Raw genomic sequence first — 19,923 nt, forward strand, 5'->3', positions numbered from 1 at the left:
AATCCATTCAATAGATATCAGTTGCTCAAATGAATGCTTATTTTTTAGCATCTATGTAATATGGATTTAAACTTAATAAAGGTGTTGTGGCTTTAAGCCACTAATAAAAAAGTCTTGCAGTACCTTCTTCCCAGTCAAAATTTGGCGAGTTTCGCTTGTGGTTGGCACTTTTTTCATTCAATGCATGAGTCACTATGGGAAGTGCTATGGTAGCGTCAACGAAAACCTGTATCTTCTTAGCTTCCTTTGCAATCTTTCCCCAGGAAATTGCTTCATCAAATGTGCAACCCGAAAGTCCTCCCCAATGTGGTGCATCTGCAGTGTACTGGATGGCATATTCATGACCTTTAACTTCATGTCCCATTATGGAAGCTACAACTTCGGTCTGCTGGATGAAGTTCTTAGGTACTCCGCCACCAATGTATACAACGCCGGTCCGATCTGACATTTCAACCATTTGGGTTATTTCGTCAACATCCTTGATCTGGTCTATATTCAGGTTGTATCCCTTCCTTCTTGCAATGGTGATACCAATACCTATGGAACTGTCACAAAGGGCAGGTATGAAGATAGGGACATTGTGCTTATAGGCACTGGCAATGATAGAATCACTATCTCCCTTCTCTGATATTTCTTTACCTAACAGGCGTATGAACTCGCGGGATGAGTATATCTTACCTTCATGCTGCTTGACAAAGTCTGCAATGAAATGATCGGTGTCTCTGAATTCTTCTTCGTAGGCAAATACATCGTATATCCTGTCTATGCCATGTTCAAAAAGCTCCTCATCATTTGCGATGTGTGAGCCTACATAATGTTTAAGTCCGAGTGCCTCATGGCAATCATGAAAAATATTAGCGCCTGTGCTCACCAGACAGTCTATGAGCCTGTTTTCGATGAGATATTTTACGACCTTTCTCATTCCTGCAGGAACCATGGCTCCACTCAGTCCCATGAAAATGGTCACATTATCTTCTTTTAACATGCTGTCCCATACAGCTACCGATTCTGCCAGTTTTCTGCCCTGAAATCCTGTTGATCTCATCGCATCCATCAGCTCACTCACAGAGCGGTCAGTTACTTCCAACGGTATGGTTGGATTCTTAGTAAAAGTATGTAATTTCATTTTTCCTCCAGACATGTAGGAGCCTTGCAAGGGAAGTGTCCGGCATTGTGCTAAAATCATAGCCTTCCTTTGTTAAATAAGGCTCACTACCAATGCAAATCATCATTCTTAAACCTGCCTGTGTATTATACAATTGCCGGGATAAAACCGATAGGTTTATCCAAGTTTGTTACCAATGTTGATACGAATACTATGTCTGATACTCTTCACTCAAAGATCAATGAAATCCTGGAAGGAAAACAACTGTCAATAAGCGCTATCACCCGTAATCTGAAAGAAACAGGGATTGATGAACATCGACTTATTATGACTGGTTACCTTCGTGCACTAAGGGATATGGGAAAGCTCAATGAGGTGGAGATCCCTCCCTCCAAAGTATATAGTATGGTACAGGAGGTGGAAAATGAAGATGCATTTGATGACCTGTATTCTGCAATTTCAAAACATATAATGGGTATTGATACAAATATGCGTCTTCCGGTGGCGGTACACATTTTTACAAGTGTGTTGGAGCGCCCCATATTCCGGGAAGAGATCATAAAAATGGGTATCAGTCCCAAAACCATCAATGACACTTTACATACATCCGAAAGTTTGGTAGCATCATCATCAAATGAGAATCTTAAGGAGTACATATCCGGAATCTCCAAAATAAAAATACCACCTATGGATCCTGCTTATGAGGTGGACAGGGAAACCGATGAACTAATTAAGCATTCAAATGACCTGCTGCTCAAGATCCTGAAGAGTTCAGTTGATGTAAGTGGCATGATCCCTAAAACAAAGAGAACCCGAATAGATGATTATTTCGCTTGATATTAAGCCATATTTTTCAAAGGATACTAGCAATATCTGGCCGGTGCCAAAAAGGATTTCGATATCATGGTTGAGGTGAAAATTGCCTGTGTGCAGATGGACATATGCCACTGTGAAAAAGACCGAAATGTTGAAAAAGCACTTTCAATGGTTGAATATGCTTTATCGATGGGTGCTGAGATCATAGTGCTTCCTGAAGTTTTTTCAACTGGATTTTGTTATGAACAAATGGAAACTTCAGCTGAAACACACGATGGGAATACAATTTCTCGCTTATGTGACCTCTCAAAGGCGAATGATTGTGTCATTGTGGCTTCCATAATTGAAAAGCAGCTTTCTATGGCTAAGAATAGCTATTATAATCTTGGTTTTTGTATCGAAGGTGGGGAAGTCGTTGGCACCTATAGAAAAACTCATCTTTTCAAAAGAGAGGGACAATTTTTCCAGGAAGGGAACTCGATCCATCCGATAAGACTCAATAAAAGGGATTTGACCATTGGGCTTGAAATATGCTATGAGGTCCGTTTTCCTGAAGTTTCACGAAAGCTTGTCCTTGAAGGTGCAGACCTCCTGGTAACCATAGCAGAGTTCCCAAAACCTCGCAAGCATATCTGGAGAACACTTGCAACTGCAAGAGCAATTGAAAATCAGATCCCACATATTGCCTGCAACTGCACAGGGGAAGGCCCGAATTCCTCCTTTTTTGGTGGTTCACTGATAGTAGATGCTCTGGGTGAGGTATGCAGGGAAGCTGGCGAAGAAGAATGTGTACTGATCCATACATTTGATCTTGATGAAGTCAAAATTGTAAGGTCTGCAATACCTGTTTTCACGGATAGGAAAACGGATATGTATTGATATATTCGTTTTTAAAGTAATTTTATTGTTAAAAAAAGTAAATTACGGCAAGAATATATGCCGTAAAATATCACTCCAGATAAATTGCAGGTCTTAATGGACTTGCAAATCTGGATTTCTTTTCAGGATCGTACTCCGGTTCATCTGCTGTGTAAACTTCAACAGGGCATCCAATTTCCTTTTCAAGACAACCTATGTTTTCCTCAAGTGTCCTCTTTTCATCCAGCTTGAAATCCATCAACATTTCAAAACGATCGGTTTTCATGCTTGATATGTCGGGAACAACTTTCTGTACGAACTTGGGTATCTCCTTGCCAAATCTGCGGTTATCGGGGTCTGCCATGAGCGTCTTGATCAGTTTCCCGACATTCAGTTCTTCATCATTCTGCATGGAAAGTGCAAGTTTGAATGCTTTTGTCTTCCACTCGGGGGATGTATAGAGAACTGCCTTTTTAGGGCTGATTTTTGCAACCTTGATAATCTCATCTATGTCGGATAATGTGTTAACGATCAACTCTTCTGCAAGCTCGGCATCATTGTCAATATATTTAGGACAGAACACCGGATATGCCTCAAGGGAAATGAAGTTAGTTTCATCATGGCCCATGCCTGCTCCGATCTCTTCACAGATATGTGGTGTGAATGGTGCCATCAGGCGAATCCATGTGTCCAGCACATCATAAAGAATAGTACTTCCGCCTCTTCTCTGGTACCATTTAACATCATTGTAGAGCAGGAAGAATGCGTTTTGTAATGCACTCCTTGTCCTTAGGGATGTCATCTCGTTGTTTGTATCTCTCACGCACTGTTGCAGCCTACTGAGCATCCAGCGGTCAATGAGCTTAAGATCTCCATCAATTCCTGATGTTGCACCGGAATCGATAATCTCCTTTGCAAGTTTGTAGAATCTATCTACCTGCTTTTTGGAACTTTCCACTCCTGAATTTCTCCAGTCCGCATCCTGCGTCTGTTCAGCACTGGACAGTATGTACATACGGGATACATCAGCACCATAACTGTCAACTGCTTCCTTAAGTGTCAGAATCGGGCCTTTTGATTTGCTCATCTTCTGTCCTTCCAGGGACACAAATCCGTTTACTGCAAGGCAGCGTGGCCATTTGTCTTCTTCAAATATCGCTACATGGTGGAAGAGGAAGAAAAGCAGGTGATTGGCTACAAGGTCCTTTCCGGATGATCTCATATCCACAGGATACCAATATTCGAAATCGGATTTCATCTGTGCGATAAGACGTTCGTCCAGTCCGGTATCGATTGCAGCTTCCTGAACACTTCCTTTTTCAAGCAGCACATAATCAAAGAGTTTAGGTGTAAGTTTTTCCGGCTCAATACCCTGTGCAAAGAACTTGTTGGTAATGTAATATGACATGTAGATAGTGGAATCACCCAGTGATTCGATGAGCCAGTCCTGGTCGAAAGGCAATCTGGTACCAAGTCCCTTTTTCCTGGCACATGCCTTGTCCTTGAGCCAGTCTACCTTGTTGTTAAACTCTACTCTCAGCTCTTCAGGGATGATCTCCATATTTTCAATACATTTGTAGACCTTATCTTTCCATTCAGGGTTGGAATAGTTCAAGAACCATTGTCCTTTGACCATGTTTACAACACATTTCGTACCGCAGCGACATACCACTGGTTCACTGAACTCATAGAATACTTCTCCGATCCCTTCTTCTATAAGGTCTCTGGTGAGGACATCCTTGATCTTTGCAACAGCAACACCTGCATATTTGCCCGTACTCTCTTTAAGCACACCACCATGGAATTCTCGGCGGTAGACCATTTTTGTTGCTTCTTCTGCCTTTTTGTCACTCTGGTCTGTGACTCCAAGTTGTTCAACGGCTTCAACAGCTGGATACTCGCCAAATTCCTTGGCTTTAATTAATGAGATAAGTTTAATGTCTCTCAGGTTTTCAGTGATGCCATATTCTGAAAGGTCCTTGTCATACAGGTCTTTTAACGCCAGATAATCATAAGGTGCGTGCGCGGGGACACTCATGACTATTCCACTGCCGTTTCCACCTTTCACAAAAGAGGCGGGTAGAGTGATAATGTCCTTTCCGGTGAGTGGGTTTGTCACTTTGATGCCTATAATTGACTCTGATGGGACTTCTTCGATGAACTCCACTTCTCTGTCAGTGTAGGTGAGCTTGTTATATGCTTCCTCACTAACGATCCAGATCTCTTCTTTGCCATCCTTCTCTACTTTGGCTTTTACATGTTTTATTTCCGGATTCACCCATAGATTAGTTACGCCGAAGATGGTCTCTGGTCTTAGGGTGGCACATGGCAGTACCATTCCATCGTAGCTGAATTTTACAAGGGTGTAATCAACGATGGTTGCTTCTTCACCGTGAAGGATGTCATGGTCTTCAACAGGGTTATTGTCATTAGGGCACCATTTTACCGGGTGCGAACCCTTTACTATGAGTCCTTTCTCGTAAAGCAGGTTGAATTGCCATTCGATGAATTTCTTATATGTAGGGTCTGTTGTTGTGAACTTCCTTCTCCAGTCAATGGAATAACCTATGGATCGCATTGCTTTTTCAGCTTCTACACTGAAGAAATCAACTATATTCTCCGGTTTGTTCAGGGTTGGGAGTATGTCTTCCGGGATCCTGTGCAACCTGGAATATACGTCCATGGTCTGGGGGTCTTTATTGTCAATGAGTTCTGCAAGACCCACTATCGGAGTTCCCGTGACGTGGAATCCCATTGGATAAAGCACATTATATCCCTGCATTCTCTTGTGCCTTGCAATGACATCGCCAATCGTGAAAGTCCTGGTGTGGCCAGCGTGTAAATTGCCGTTTAAGTAAGGATATGGTATGGTTATGAGGAACTTCTCACGTTCATCTGGTTCCGGTTCAAATATCCGGCTTTCATTCCAACGGCTTTGCCATTTATTTTCTACTTCTTGTGCATTGTAATCTTCTTCCATTGTTCGCACCTTTTCACGCTGGACTAAATCATCACTAAATTTCCCAAAGTTTATTGTTCAGATCTAAGTGTTCATATCATTCACTCTTTCTGAAATAGAATTGAGGCGTTTATTAAATGTTTAAATTGTACATCAAAACCCTTCAATAAAGCGGTTTGAATATGTCTTGATTATAGTGGTTTTAATAAATAACAACCTTAATAAAGGATACGGATTTACCTTCATTTTTCTGTATCATATTATCTGGATCATCTGGGTGTATGCTCAAGTTTTTGACTATGGCACTTAAAATAAATGAAGCAACTTTTTTCTGAACCTATTAGGCCAATGTTATAGAATTAGAAAAAAGTGAATACGTTTTTAGAGAGTATGTTTACTCTCTTAATCTTAAGGGTTCATTACAACAGGGGCATACAGCTATATCGTCACAGGATGTCTCGCCACGGTCGACAATTTCCATTTCAAAACTGCATCTCTCACAGAAGTAACGCTCTCCCGGTTCCATGTCATATAATTTATGCACTAGTCCCACCTCCAATATTTAAATTTAGAAATCAAAGGAAATATAATTTGCGGAAACAAACCATCATCCGACATTTTTACCGACATGCTTATTCAACAGCAGTCCAATCTTCGTCTCATGGAATCCCATATATTAGGTGCTCATGCAAGCATAGATAATTTATCTGTTTTTTTGAAGCAACTTGCATCGTTATCTGCACAGAATGGTACCATCATACAGGCAATGGATGCTGCAAAGATTGCCGGTGAAGCACATGTTCTTTTTGCCGTGGAAAAAGCATTACGTGCAAAAGAGTGTAATTGCAATGCTGCCAAGGATATTGGTGTTGAGATCATGAGGTATGCATCGGGAAAACGCCAGATAGAGGGGGCTTTTTCCATGGGTGTGCATGAAGGTGATATGGATGTCGTTCTTGTGGTGCTGGGTGACCGGGATGGTATAAAAAACTCCGTTGCGGCAATCAAAAACATCGTCCGGGAAAGTCCTGTGGTAGCTTATTCCGTTTCCAAAAAGGATCCCATTCTTGCTCAATTCAACATCACTGAGGGGGAACTTGGGGCTGTGGGTGAAGAAATGATTCCTGATCTTGTAATGGAACGTGTAGCTCTTGTTGACATACTAAAATGAGTTTCTCCCCAAAGTTAATATAGAAATTGTTAATAGTTGTGTCGCGAATTTAACATTGATCAATTATTCAAATAATCAACAAAGGAAAGATTATATGCCTCATCCTAAAACTGCAGAAGATATGATAAAGTGCGCAGGCTCCTTAGAAAGCGAGCTCCTGCCAAGATTGTTGCATGTTACCGAGGCTGCAGCCATTGCAGCTTCCTATCAGATTGGTCGTGGCGATAAGAACTACGCTGATCAGGTTTCAGTGGAAGCCATGCGCAGGATGCTCAACTGCCTTGATATGAAGGGTATTATCAAGATCGGAGAAGGTGAGCGTGATGAAGCTCCTATGCTTTATATCGGGGAAAAGGTAGGTACCTGGGAAAAAGGCGTGGAAGTCGATATTGCTGTAGATCCTCTTGAAGGAACAAATCTCGCTGCAGAAGGTTTGCCAGGTTCAATAGCTGTAATGGCAATGGCAGAAAGAGGTGGTCTTTTCCACGGTCCTGATATTTACATGGATAAGATAGTTGTAGGCCCGGAAGTAGTCAAATATGAAAGGGAACATCCAGATGAGAAGATTGACCTTGATGCGCCGGTGCGCGACAATCTTGAGATCGTTGCAAAGGCTCTTAACAGGAGCATTGACGAACTTGTTGTTGTCATTCTTGAGCGAGACAGGCACGAGCAGAAAATAAAGGAAATAAGAGAAGCTGGAGCCCGTGTAAATCTTGTTACCGATGGGGATCTTATGCCAGGTGTTTCAACTGCTATCAGGGGTTCAGGTGTGCACATGGTCTTGGGTGCAGGTGGCTCAGGAGAGGCAGTGCTTACAGCTGCTGCAATTAAATGCCTTGGTGGTAAGATACTTGCACGTCTTGTGCTCCCTACAGTTGCTAACGGCAAATCTGCAGAGAAGATCGCAGAGGAAAAAGCTGAAAAGATGGAACGGCTTGAATCCATGGGCATTACTGAAGATAATATCAATGATGTGCTTGACACCAACCGGCTGGTTCCCGGTGAAGATGTGATATTTTCTGCAACCGGTGTAACACCCGGCCCGATCCTTCGTGGCGTGAGCCTTTTTGGTGAAGGTGATGCAAGGGTCCACAGCATTAATATTGGAATCTCCGGCGTTGTCAAATTCACAGATACCATTTACATACATGACAAAGAGCGCAATCCATTGCGTTTCTGAGAATTGAAATGAAAGTTCACGTATCAACTTATGGTTGCTCTGCCAGCCAGGCATCAGCAGAGATAATGAAAGCGAGTATCAGGGACAAGGGGCATGACCTTGTTCCTGAGAAGGATGCTGATGTGCTGGTGATCAATACCTGTACTGTCAAGTATACCACCGAGCAGAAGATACTGCACAAGATCGGTGCAGCCGGGGATAGTGGTAAGGAAGTAATAGTTTCAGGTTGCATGCCTGAGGTGCAACTTGAAGATATTCTTAACCAGAATCCACAAGCTCACATCCTTGGTGTCAACTCAGTCTCAAAAGTGACTGATATTATTGATTCACTTGGTTCTGATAAGGGTAGCATTCAGGTGTTTATGGAGGAGCCTGAAGGTTTCCAGAACGTTCCGCGTATTCGCTACAACCCTAATATCCACATATGTCAGTTGTCACAGGGCTGTAATTTCTCATGTTCTTACTGCATAGTTAGCATTGCGCGGGGAAAACTTCAGTCATTTAAGCCACAGGAAATTGTTTCTGATATCAAGGCTGCAGTTTCTGAAGGATGCCGGGAGATCTGGCTGACCTCGCAGGACAATGGCCAGTATGGGAATGATGGTGATGTTCTTCTCCCTGAACTGCTAAGGATGATATGTGATATCCCGGGGAAATTCAAAGTTCGTGTTGGTATGATGAACCCTTTTTCAGTAGCTCCCATACTCGAGGACCTGCTGGATGCTTTTGATAATGATAAAATATACAAGCTGCTGCATCTTCCGATACAGTCTGCATCTGACGATGTACTGGAGCGGATGAATCGTTATCATACCATTTCAGCAGCTAATGATATAATTCACAGGTTCAGGGAACGATTTACGGACTTCACGCTCTTTACAGACATTATAGTCGGTTTTCCTGGTGAGTCTGATGAGGATTTTAAAAAGACTCTCAGCTGGGTGGAGTTTTATCGCCCGGATAAGGTTAATATTTCCCGCTATACTCCCCGTCCTCATACAAAGGCATGGGACTTAAGGAAGATAGATTCCCGCATCATAGTTCGAAGATCTAATGAACTTCATGGTCTTTGTGAGAGCATTAAACTGGAATCAAAAAATGCGATGATAGGGTGGGACGGCGAGGTTTTCATTTCCAAAGAAGCAAAGACAAAAGGTATGATGGCACGCACGGATTCGTATAAGCCAGTGGTGATCCCTGAATGCCATATAAGTCCTGGAGTGATGTGCAGGGTCAGGGTTTATGACGCGACTGCAGGTTATTTTCTTGGGAATATTGTAGAATAAAACCGGCTGGTTAGTTCGGTTTTTAATTTTCTTTTTTCTTTTTAACTTTATCAAGTACTTTCTTATCATATAATTTAACAATATCACTTCTTGTAATGATTCCAAGAAGTTTTCTTTCGTCAGATCTGGATACGACCGGAAGTCTTCCAATGTCTCTTGCAGCAAGACGCTTTAGTACATTGTTCAGGGTTTCGTCGGGGTAGGCGGTTTCAATATCGGTGCTTGCTATTTCTCCGATGGTTTTTTCAAGCTGATTATGCTCCACTTTATCACGCAGGTCTTTGAGTGTTACAATCCCGTAGAGCCTGCCGTTTGAGTCAAGTACCGGGAATCCGGCATGTCTACTTGTCTGCATCAGTGCAATAAGTGCTTTTACGCTTTTGTTCTCTGATACTGTCTGAACATCCCTTCTCATTGCGTCCTTTACAAGAACAGATTCCATTATGTCGATTTCCTGGCCCTTTCGAATTATAAATCCGCGCCGCTTCAGCCCTTCTGTGAAGATAGATTCCGGATTTAGTGAGCTTGAGACCACATTACTTGCTACGCATGCCAGCATTATTGGCAGTATGAGGTTATAGTCTCTCGTTATTTCAAAGAGGATAAGTATTGCTGCAAGCGGTGCATGGCTTGTGCCGGCAAGCAGTGCTCCCATTCCTGCAAGTGCGTAGGCGCCTGATTCAGCGGTGATAATGGGAAATGCTCCATGGAATATGCTTCCATATGCTCCACCAAGCATTGCTCCGGTGAACATTGCCGGAACAATGGATCCTCCTGATCCTCCTGATCCGACTGTGAATGAAAATGCAAAAATTTTGAGAATTATCAGTATGAGCATTACTTTTAGGGGGATACTATTGGAAAGTGCGTCGTTTATAACGTGGTATCCAACTCCGAATACCTGTGGGTAGAAAAAACCTATCAACCCTACTAAAAGTCCGCCTATGGCCGGTTTGGCAATAGGATGTACTTTGAAGTTCTCGAAAAAATCATGTATAATATGTAATACGCGCATTAGTACAACTGAAATTACTCCTGCAAGCATTCCAAGGCCAAGATAGAGCAATGATTCATAAAAAGGACTGACGAGCTCATAGTTTGAAACCTGTATGACTCTCACTCCAAAAACGACATTTGAAATGAGTGTTGCAAACACTGCGGAAATAACGATTGGTATGAATGTTTTTGCTTCAAGTTCTCCAAGTATTACCTCAACTGCAAAAACAACTCCTGCAAGGGGTGCATTGAAAGCCGCGGCAATTCCTCCTGATGCACCACATCCAATGAGTATCTTCACTCGGTTTCCATGTATTTTCAGTGTACGTGCAATAGAGGAACCAATGCCCGATCCTGCAAGAACCACTGGTGCTTCCTTTCCGACAGATCCGCCTGATCCTATTGATATTACTGATGCAAGGACTTCCATGAATGCATTCTTTGCAGAGATCCGACCTCCGTGAAGTGTGGTAGCCTCAATGACATGTTCGATATCATATCGTCTTGTGCCCCTGGATAAATGGAAGAGAGCACCTACCAGAAGTCCTCCTAGTGCTGGAAGAAGAATTACATAGTATCCAGGTTGCCCTTCAATATTGCCGAAAAAGGCTTGATTGCTGAATTCAATGGCATGATCATAGATCACTATGGCAATGCCTGTTAGAAGACCTATTATTACTGCAAGGGAATTGGATATTATGGACTCGTTCTGAACCCATTGATAAAAATAGTGCTGGAATCCGCTTTTTATTTTTTTTATATCCAAGAGGGGTCATCTCTACTCAAACATGATTTTAGGATGTATTCGCACATTGTACATATACCTATTGAATTTGTTTGTAGCTATGTGTTTACGTTCCTGTTAGAATAAAGGAAAATTTATAATTTGGCATGTATTGAATATGTATATATTATATTGTTGTGTACTGAATGTTAGTGGAGTAACGTAGAGGCATCAGTGGTATACTGTATGTCTGCAAGCAAATTTAAGTCTCGCATAGAGCATGCTATATAGCTTTGCTTTATGTTTGTGTTCCAATACGGAGCTGGAGTATTACGTTGGAGTATAAACATGTCCGAGGGTGGGAATAATGCGTCCTTTCACAAAAAACGATATGAAATATAGGTTATTGAAAAATTTCAGGGTACTTTTATGCATTTCAATAGTGCTGTCGGTATTTTATCCGGTAATGATAGCTAGTGCAGCACCCGGAAGTCCCGTTAATTTAGGTTATTCAACTGGAGGATCTTGGATTTTACACACTTGGGATGGTGGATCAGGTGATCTTACAGATAGCTATAATGTAAGTTACGATGGTAACTGGTACAACAGTACAGCATCTGAATTTAACCACACAGGTATTGCTGCTCATGGCTGGTCCAATATTACGGTTTACGCCTACAATACCAGCAGTTCGAATCTTTCGTTAGGTGCTAATGTAAGCGTTCAGCTTCCTAACAATGATATAAACATCACTGATATTGCATCTTCTGTCTCTGTTAGTGAAGGTGAATCTATCATTGTAGATGCTAACTTTACGGACGCTGATTTTGATATGCCGTTTTTCAGTTGTAACCGTACTGATAATTTTACCGATTTTAACACATCTACTGGCACAGGTAGCTGGGTAGCCGACTATATTGAGAAAGGCATCTATTATGTTGAGTTTGGTGTTTCAGATGGTTATGGTTCAACAGACACACATGTCATGTTGATTAACAGATATCCAATTCTGGACGTTATTGGTAGCAAAAATACGACTGAGAATTTATCATTGACGTTCACCTTGTCAGCATCGGATTCTGATGGCAATCATTTGACATTTGATGTCATTGATATACCATCAGGAGCTGTCTTGAATGCAACAACAGGTGTATTTGAGTGGACTCCTGATTTTGATCAGGCAGGTAGTTATGACGTAGAATTTAGGGTATTTGATGGCTATGTCAATGATTCGGAGTTTGTGAGCATTAATGTAACAAATGTTAAAATACCGGATAATGAAGCTACAAAAACCACTTCATCTGGTGGTGGCGGAGGCGGTGCTTCTCTGACCACAGGTGAGAAATTCGAGAATATCGATTTCAAGGACTATGCGATAAAATCCGTTCTGAGGGAGCGGGAAACGGTGTTTGACTTTGTCAGGGAGAACAACAGTATAGTATCCCTGAGCTTCACATCGGCTCTCAATGGAGGGCAGACCAAGACTTTGATAGAGCTACTTAAAGATACATCATCTCTGGTAAATGAGCCTGCACCCGGCGTTGTGTACCAGAATATGAACATCTGGGTTGGTGATGGTAAGTTCACACCGGCCATGGTATCCGATGCAAGGATCATGTTCAAGATCGAGAAGAGCTGGATGGAAGAAAAAGAGGTTACTCCTTCCTCAATACGACTATGCAGGCATTCCGGCTCCTGGCAAATGCTGAAAACATCCCCCAGCGGAGAGGATGATATATACATGTACTTTATTGCTGAATCTCCCGGATTCTCTTCATTTGCAATATCATCTGTGGGTGAGGATGATCTGGAATCATCGACAATTGATGGCGATGAATCATCTATGTCCCTGCAAGAGGATGAGCAGATACTGAACTCGGTGGATGATGTGCTTCCTGAGCAGCCAGAGACCGTGAACCAGGAAACAAAGTCATCTAAATTTGGTATTTCCATTGTCCTGCTGCTTGGGGTCATAGCAATTTGTTTCTACGGTTACAGGAACAGGGATTACTATTCAAAGGTCCGTTCACAGATCGGTAATCCGGATGGAAAACGTTACAGGCGAATAAAACGCTAGTTTATAAGTTTTGTATCTTTTCCTACTTCCCTCTTATTTTATGTATAATTGCATCCTAGTAAATTAAGGGACTTATCAAGGAATTGCAGGGAATACTATGCTTGAGAAAATGTTTGATCCGAATTCTATAGCGGTTATTGGTGCTTCAAGAAAGGAAGGCAAGGTTGGAAGGGCAGTACTTGAGAACCTGATGGCGAACAAGGATAAGACCATTATTCCCATCAACCCCCAGGTCGATGAGATTCTGGGACTCACCTGCTATCCTACCATACTTGATGTTCCTGAAGATATGATGGTTGACCTTGCCTTAATAGTCATTCCTGCAAAAATGGTGCCCGATGCCGTGGAAAAATGCGGGCAGGCAGGTGTGAAGAATATTGTTGTTATCTCCGCCGGCTTCAAGGAAGCAGGTGTAGAAGGTGCCCGGCTTGAACGGGAATGCATAGCACTTTGCGAAAAATACGATCTCAATATGATCGGTCCCAATTGTCTTGGTATCATTAATACAGGATGCAACCTGAATGCATCATTTGCTGCGAGCATGGCGTATCCGGGCAATATTGCCATGATGTCCCAATCAGGTGCCATCTGTTCCGTAACTCTTGATTGGGCTGACAGAATAGGTGTTGGATTCTCCAAATTCATAAGCCTTGGAAATAAGGCAAATCTCGCTGAAAATGATTTCCTTAAGTTCTTCGAGAATGATGATTCTACGGCAGTAATAGCTGCCTATCTGGAAGGAGTAAAGGATGGTCCGGAATTCATTAAAATTGCACAGCGAGTAACTCATTCAAAGCCTGTTATCATAGTAAAATCAGGCAGAACTTCAGTGGGCTCAAGAGCAGTATCGTCACACACGGGAACACTGGCAGGTTCAGATGCTGCATATAATGCCGGCTTCAGGCAAAGTGGTGTTTTGCGTGCTGATTCTCTGGAAGAGATGCTTGACTACTGCCGTGCCTTCTCTGTGTATCCGCTTCCTGCAGGAAGGAACATTGCCATAGTCACCAATGCAGGCGGTCTTGGAATACTAACAGCAGATGCCTGTTACAATGCCGGATTATCTATTGCTTCCTTTGAAGAGACAACAATAGAAAAACTAAGGTCAGCCCTTCCACCTGCAGCAAATTTCTATAATCCGGTGGATGTGCTGGGTGATGCAAGTGCCCAGATATATGAGGCTGCTCTGGATTCAGTGCTTACAGATTCCAATGTAAATGGTATTCTCCTTTTGTTATCTCCCCAGGCAATGACCGACGTGGCGGCAATTGCTGAAATGGTTGCAAAAAAGATAAAGAGTTCCGAGAAACCTATAATCTGCAATTTTGCAGGGGGTACTCGTGTATCCATAGCTGAGGATATCCTCAATGATAATAACATTCCAAATTACTCCTCTGCTGAAAGGGCAGTTGCCAGTATGAATGCACTTTGCAATTATTACACCATAAAGAACAGGAAATATGGTTTACCTGAGGTTTTCGAGGCAGACGGAAAATTGGCAGACTCCATAATGCAGGATGCAAAAATAGATGGCAGACGCACTCTTGGCCTGGAATCTCTTGATCTTCTGGCATCATATGGAATTCCGGTTGTGAAATCCGGAATTGCAAAAACTCTTTCAGAGGCCATAGAGTTGTCCGAGGATATGGGCTATCCTGTTGTCATGAAGATACTTTCCCCTGATATATCGCACAAGACCGATGTGGGCGGTATCCGCTTAAACCTCGAACATGCGGATGATGTGGAACGAGCCTATAATACCATGATGTCGGATGTGCGGCATTACATGCCTGATGCCCGGATCACAGGTGTCCAGATACAGAAGATGCTTGGCGGCGGGAAAGAAGTGATCGTGGGAATGGACCGTGATCCCCAATTTGGTCCATTGTTGATGTTTGGTCTTGGTGGAACCTATGTTGAATTCCTCAAGGATGTATCCTTTGCAGTGGCACCCATAAGTGCGGCTGAAGCAAAACACATGGTTTCAAGCATCAAGACATATCCTCTTATAGCAGGTGTGAGGGGTGAGTCCCCATCTGATATTAATTCGATAATTGACACATTGATGAAAGCATCACAGTTGGTTACTGATCATCCGGAGATACTGGAATTCGAGATAAATCCTTTGATGGTAATGCCCGATGGAGAGGGTTGTGTGGCAATGGATGTCCGTTTAACAATAGATATTAAATGAATATGCAAATTTCAAGATAACAGATTCAGAAGGGAGCAATAGCATGGTATCAATTTTGGTTAGTTCGTCAGAGGAGTTTTCAGGGAAAAGCTCAATTTGCATGGGACTGGGTAAGATCCTCCAGGAAAAAGGGCATGTCATAGGTTACATGAAACCCATTGGAAATCTCCTGATGGATGTACATGGGTCTCTCACGGATGAGGATGCAGAAGGAATCAAAAAACTACTTGGCCTGGAAGATCCCAGCAAATACATAACTCCCATTCATCTCACGGACAGTCTCGCAAACGATGCCCTGATGGGTGTTCAAAAAGATCTTGATGAGAGGCTTATGGAAGCTTATTCCTTTATTTCAGATGACAAGGATATTGTTCTCATTGAAGGTGCCGGAGGGATTGGTAGCGGTGCGATGTACAACCTTTCAGACCCGGAGATCGCATCTAAGATAGGCACAAAAATATTGCTTGTGACCCGCTATGATTCTATTTTTGCTGTAGATCGCATATTGTGTGATGTCCGCATTATATCCAAAAAGGACATGCTTGCCGGGATTATCCTTAATGAGGTTCCAAAAGCTAATCTTAAAAGGGTTAATGAACTTGTTGTCCCTTTTCTGGAAAAGCGGGGTATCCCCGTATTCGGTGTCGTCCCGGAGGACGAGACTCTTCGCTCGGTTTCCCTTTCTGAGATAGTTGAGGATCTGCATGCGGAGGTGCTCGTAGGTGCCGGAAAGCTCGATGAGCTTGTGAAGCATTATCTTGTTGGTGCCATGGAAGTGGGCTCCGCTATCAAGTACTTCAGGCGCAACCCGGACAGCCTGGTAATTACCGGTGGTGACAGGGCAGATCTGCAGATGGCTGCCATTGAGAGCAGGGTGAAATGCCTGGTGCTTACCGGAAATATGTACCCAAGTGGTGCTGTGCTCGCAAGTGCTGAAGAGGCTGACATCCCGGTGATTCTGGTTCGTGGCGATACCATGAATACCATCGAGAGAATGGAGCACCTGATCGGCCATGCACACATCAAGCAGAAGGTGAAGCTTGACAGGGTAGTTGATCTGATCGAAAAGAATGTTGATGTGCAGGCAATCGCAGATAGCATTGGCCTTGAACTTTGATATAGATTGTAGTTTTGGAAAAAAGCAGGGAATAAAGTCCCTTAAATATTAGTAGAAAGCCTAGTTTTGGGCTTTCATTGTCTTTTCTTTTAGTGTTGCCACGACATCAGGATCCTGAAGGGTGGTAACATCACCTGTGTCTACGTTGTTCGCAATGGCTTTGAGAACCCTGCGCATGATCTTGCCACTTCGGGTTTTTGGCAGATCATCAGAGAATATCAACATTTGCGGGCGGGCAAAAGGACCGATGTTCTTTGCAACGTGGCTGATTAGCTCTTTTTTGAGCTCCTCATTTTCTTCAAAGCCGGTTTTGAGTATCACATAACACCATATCACCTCGCCCTTAATCTCATCAAGCTTACCAACAACTCCGGCTTCTGCAACCGCAGGATGTGCCACAAGTATACTTTCGACCTCAGCCGTGCCAATACGGTGTGCAGCTACCTGGATTATATCATCGACACGTCCGCTTATCCAGAAGTAGCCATCATAATCCATTTTGGCTCCGTCTCCTGCAAAATAGGTCTTGTTATCCCACTTGCTCCAGTACGTGTCTATGAACCTCTGCTCGTTTCCATGGATTGTCCGCACCATGCTTGGCCAGGGGTTACAGATAGCAAGGAAACCGTCCTGTCCCGGTGACACTTTGTTACCTTTTTCATCAAGGACAGCTGCCTTGATCCCAGGGAAAGGCCTGGTCGCACTTCCTGGCTTTGTTGTGGTGATGCCTGGCAGAGGTGATATCATGATCATTCCGGTTTCGGTTTGCCACCATGTATCTACAATGGGGCATTTGCCCTGTCCGATATTCTCATGATACCAGAGCCATGCACCGGGATTGATGGGCTCTCCCACAGATCCCAGAAGGCGCAGTGTTGAAAGGTCGCGCTTTTTTGGCCACTCTGTGCCCCATTTCATGAATGTCCTGATTGCCGTGGGTGCGGTGTAGAGTATGGTAACCTTATGTTTTTCCACAATCTCCCAGAACCTGTCCTTTTCCGGATAGTCAGGGGCACCCTCATACATCACAATGGTGGTTCCGTTGGACAGTGGCCCGTAAACCAGGTACGAGTGTCCTGTTATCCATCCACAGTCTGCAGTACACCAATAGATGTCATCATCCTTCAGGTCGAAGATCCATTTAGTGCTGATGTGTGTCCCTACCATGTATCCGCCGGTAGTATGCACTATTCCCTTGGGTTTTCCTGTGGTGCCGCTTGTGTACATCAAAAAGAGCATGTCCTCCGAATCCATGATAGCAGCTTCACACTCAGGCTCCGCCTCTTCCATGAGTTCATGCCACCAGAGGTCCCTGTTCTCACTCATTGTGACTTCATTTTTAGCATGCTGGACAACAATAACATTCTTTAGCTGGCCACAACTGTTGAGTCCTTCATCAACCTTCTGTTTCTGGGATACTATTTTTCCCCTGCGATAATATCCATCACAGGTGATGACAAGATTGCTTTTGGCATCGGATATACGGTTACAGAGTGCTCCCCCTGAGAAAGCTGCAAATACCACGCTATGTGGTGCGCCTATCCTTGCACACGCAAGCATGGCAATCACAACCTCGGGTATCATGGGCAGGTATATGGTAACAATATCCCCTTTCTTTACACCCATACTCTTGAGCACATTCGCAAAGCGGGAGGTTTCTGCAAGAAGTTCCCTGTAAGTATATTTTCGGACCTCTCCCATCTCGCCTTCCCAGATGATGGCAGTTTTATCCCCATTCTTTTCAATATTTGCATCAAGGCAGTTGTAGGATGCATTAAGTTTCCCGCCGTTAAACCATTTCACATGGGGTGGTTCCCATTCAAGGACTGTGTCCCATTCCTTGAACCAGCTGATCTCCCCGGCAAGTTCCCCCCAGAATCCTTCCGGATCCTCCTCCGCTTTTTTGTATATGCCTGGATCATTGATGTTTGCATTAATGACAAAATCTTCAGCCGGCTCGAATTTCATCTCTTCACTTTGAGGATCGATAATTTTGTCTCCCATATTCACACCCACTATATTTTTAAAATTCAAAGTGAAGTACTAAAAACTCCACTTTAAAGAGTAATTTAAATCCAGAAAAGTATTGAATGGATTAGTTTATATATGTAGCGTAAAACTCCGATGTCTTTAGCATCAGGGATGTTAGTGTCTATTACTGCTTCTTGTCTTTGATTCTGATATATATATTTAAGCCATTAGAGCGTATATAATATTATGCGGAAATCGTATAAATTCCGTCTGTACCCTACGAAAGAACAGGGGATTATTCTTACAAAAACTCTGGATGTATGCAGATACATCTACAATGAATTCCTTGCTGACAGACGGAATGCTTACGATAGATGCAATAGAGGATTAAATATACTTGACCAGATTAATCAAGTCAAGTATCTTGAGTTCAATATACCTGTACAATCTCAAGTCAAACAGGATGTTATTAGACGGCTTGGAAAGTCTTTTGATGCTTTTTTCCGGAGATGCAAATCCGGTGAAATACCTGGATATCCTCGGTTCAAGAGTAAGGGTAGATACAATAGTTTTACGTATCCTCAATCTGGTTTTTTGATAGAAGGAACTAAACTGAAACTATCCAAGATTGGAACTATCAAACTTAAACAACACAGAGGCATTGAGGGTAAGATCAAGACCTGTACTATCAAGAGAGAACTTGACCAGTGGTACGCTGTATTCTCGGCTGATTTAGGCAAATGTCCTATAAAAGTTGAGCCAATCACATCAATTGGTATTGACGTGGGGCTTAATTCCTGTGTTACATTAAGCAATGGGGAACAGTTCGATTCTCCGGAATTCTATAGGAAATCAGAGAAATCTCTTACAGTTCAGCAGAAAAGACTGAGCAGGAAAAAGAAAGGCTCTGAGAATCGTAACAGGCAAAAAAGCAAGGTTGTTAAGGTTCATAGGAAGATACGTAATCAGAGACTCGACTTTAACCACAAATTGAGCAGAATTCTTGTCGATAGGTTCGATAGAATTGTGTTTGAGGATTTGAACATCAATAACATGGTTAAAAATCATCACCTTGCTAAAAGTATATCAGATGTTGCATGGGGCCAACTGATCCAGATGACAAAATACAAAGCGGAGGAAACTGGTAAGTTTGTAGAATTGGTTAACCCATACAATACGTCACAGATGTGCAGCGGTTGTGGAACTCTTGTCAAGAAGAGTCTGGCTGTCAGGACACATAAATGTCCTGAATGTGGACTTGAACTCGATAGAGATCACAACGCTGCAATCAATATTCTCAACTTATGCACCGTAGGGACTACGGGAAGAGCCTGTGGAGTCATGGACAATAGTTCGGGCAATGAAGCAGGAAGCACCTAAATCTTTAGTTTAGGTGTAGTTCACATGGTTTTTTATAGGTGAAAAAGTGAAACGGGTTTGGTACCCGTGTTAAAAAAGAATTTAAA

General features: G+C 42.9%; 14 protein-coding genes. 9 read left to right on the plus strand and 5 right to left on the minus strand.

Going from position 1 to position 19,923, the window contains the following annotated elements; translation table 11 throughout:
* Positions 1 to 100: 100 nt before the first annotated feature.
* On the minus strand, positions 101 to 1,126 hold the full coding sequence (locus tag V7O66_RS13275; RefSeq protein WP_406660789.1) for a deoxyhypusine synthase: 1,026 nt from the start codon (positions 1,124 to 1,126) through the stop codon (positions 101 to 103).
* Positions 1,127 to 1,318: 192 nt separating this feature from the next.
* Here V7O66_RS13275 and V7O66_RS13280 point away from each other — a divergent pair, with 192 nt between their 5' ends.
* Positions 1,319 to 1,942 carry a hypothetical protein gene (locus V7O66_RS13280; protein WP_406660790.1) on the plus strand — a complete coding sequence of 208 codons (624 nt, stop codon included), beginning with the start codon at positions 1,319 to 1,321 and terminating at the stop codon, positions 1,940 to 1,942.
* A gap of 66 nt (positions 1,943 to 2,008) precedes the next feature.
* The gene (locus V7O66_RS13285; protein ID WP_406660791.1) at positions 2,009 to 2,800 is read left to right on the plus strand and encodes a nitrilase-related carbon-nitrogen hydrolase; all 792 of its coding nucleotides are present in this window, start codon (positions 2,009 to 2,011) and stop codon (positions 2,798 to 2,800) included.
* A 70-nt stretch (positions 2,801 to 2,870) separates the two neighbouring features.
* On the opposite strand, the gene leuS is transcribed toward V7O66_RS13285, so the two are convergent.
* Positions 2,871 to 5,759 carry a leucine--tRNA ligase gene (gene leuS, locus V7O66_RS13290; protein WP_406660792.1) on the minus strand — a complete coding sequence of 963 codons (2,889 nt, stop codon included), beginning with the start codon at positions 5,757 to 5,759 and terminating at the stop codon, positions 2,871 to 2,873.
* A 373-nt stretch (positions 5,760 to 6,132) separates the two neighbouring features.
* On the minus strand, positions 6,133 to 6,282 hold the full coding sequence (locus V7O66_RS13295; RefSeq protein WP_406660793.1) for a hypothetical protein: 150 nt from the start codon (positions 6,280 to 6,282) through the stop codon (positions 6,133 to 6,135).
* A gap of 117 nt (positions 6,283 to 6,399) precedes the next feature.
* On the opposite strand from V7O66_RS13295, the gene cgi121 reads away from it, so the two are divergent.
* The 3 genes from cgi121 to V7O66_RS13310 all read left to right on the plus strand — a co-directional run bounded on the left by cgi121 (position 6,400) and on the right by V7O66_RS13310 (position 9,378).
* Positions 6,400 to 6,909, plus strand: a complete 510-nt coding sequence (gene cgi121, locus V7O66_RS13300) for a KEOPS complex subunit Cgi121 (RefSeq protein ID WP_406660794.1) — start codon at positions 6,400 to 6,402, stop codon at positions 6,907 to 6,909.
* A gap of 94 nt (positions 6,910 to 7,003) precedes the next feature.
* Positions 7,004 to 8,092: a class II fructose-bisphosphatase gene (glpX, locus tag V7O66_RS13305; protein ID WP_406660795.1), complete on the plus strand. Its 1,089-nt coding sequence runs from the start codon at positions 7,004 to 7,006 to the stop codon at positions 8,090 to 8,092.
* 8 nt (positions 8,093 to 8,100) lie between these two features.
* On the plus strand, positions 8,101 to 9,378 hold the full coding sequence (locus V7O66_RS13310) for a tRNA (N(6)-L-threonylcarbamoyladenosine(37)-C(2))-methylthiotransferase (RefSeq protein ID WP_406660796.1): 1,278 nt from the start codon (positions 8,101 to 8,103) through the stop codon (positions 9,376 to 9,378).
* Positions 9,379 to 9,400: 22 nt separating this feature from the next.
* Here V7O66_RS13310 and V7O66_RS13315 read toward each other — a convergent pair whose 3' ends face one another.
* Positions 9,401 to 11,140: a chloride channel protein gene (locus tag V7O66_RS13315; RefSeq protein WP_406660797.1), complete on the minus strand. Its 1,740-nt coding sequence runs from the start codon at positions 11,138 to 11,140 to the stop codon at positions 9,401 to 9,403.
* Between the two features lie 400 nt (positions 11,141 to 11,540).
* On the opposite strand from V7O66_RS13315, the gene V7O66_RS13320 reads away from it, so the two are divergent.
* The 3 genes from V7O66_RS13320 to V7O66_RS13330 all read left to right on the plus strand — a co-directional run bounded on the left by V7O66_RS13320 (position 11,541) and on the right by V7O66_RS13330 (position 16,486).
* The gene (locus V7O66_RS13320) at positions 11,541 to 13,175 is read left to right on the plus strand and encodes a PGF-pre-PGF domain-containing protein (RefSeq protein WP_406660798.1); all 1,635 of its coding nucleotides are present in this window, start codon (positions 11,541 to 11,543) and stop codon (positions 13,173 to 13,175) included.
* 97 nt (positions 13,176 to 13,272) lie between these two features.
* A complete protein-coding gene (gene acs, locus V7O66_RS13325) occupies positions 13,273 to 15,369 on the plus strand; it encodes an acetate--CoA ligase alpha subunit (RefSeq protein ID WP_406660799.1) in 2,097 nt (698 codons plus the stop codon).
* 43 nt (positions 15,370 to 15,412) lie between these two features.
* The gene (locus V7O66_RS13330) at positions 15,413 to 16,486 is read left to right on the plus strand and encodes a phosphotransacetylase family protein (RefSeq protein WP_406660800.1); all 1,074 of its coding nucleotides are present in this window, start codon (positions 15,413 to 15,415) and stop codon (positions 16,484 to 16,486) included.
* 60 nt (positions 16,487 to 16,546) lie between these two features.
* Here V7O66_RS13330 and acs (V7O66_RS13335) read toward each other — a convergent pair whose 3' ends face one another.
* A complete protein-coding gene (gene acs / locus V7O66_RS13335) occupies positions 16,547 to 18,490 on the minus strand; it encodes an acetate--CoA ligase (RefSeq protein ID WP_406660801.1) in 1,944 nt (647 codons plus the stop codon).
* Positions 18,491 to 18,703: 213 nt separating this feature from the next.
* Between acs (V7O66_RS13335) and V7O66_RS13340 the strand changes: the two genes are divergently transcribed.
* On the plus strand, positions 18,704 to 19,837 hold the full coding sequence (locus V7O66_RS13340; protein ID WP_406660802.1) for an RNA-guided endonuclease InsQ/TnpB family protein: 1,134 nt from the start codon (positions 18,704 to 18,706) through the stop codon (positions 19,835 to 19,837).
* The last annotated feature ends 86 nt before the right edge of the window (positions 19,838 to 19,923 follow it).

The organism is Methanolobus sp. ZRKC3, assembly GCF_045291275.1.
Classification (GTDB): Archaea; Halobacteriota; Methanosarcinia; order Methanosarcinales; family Methanosarcinaceae; genus Methanolobus.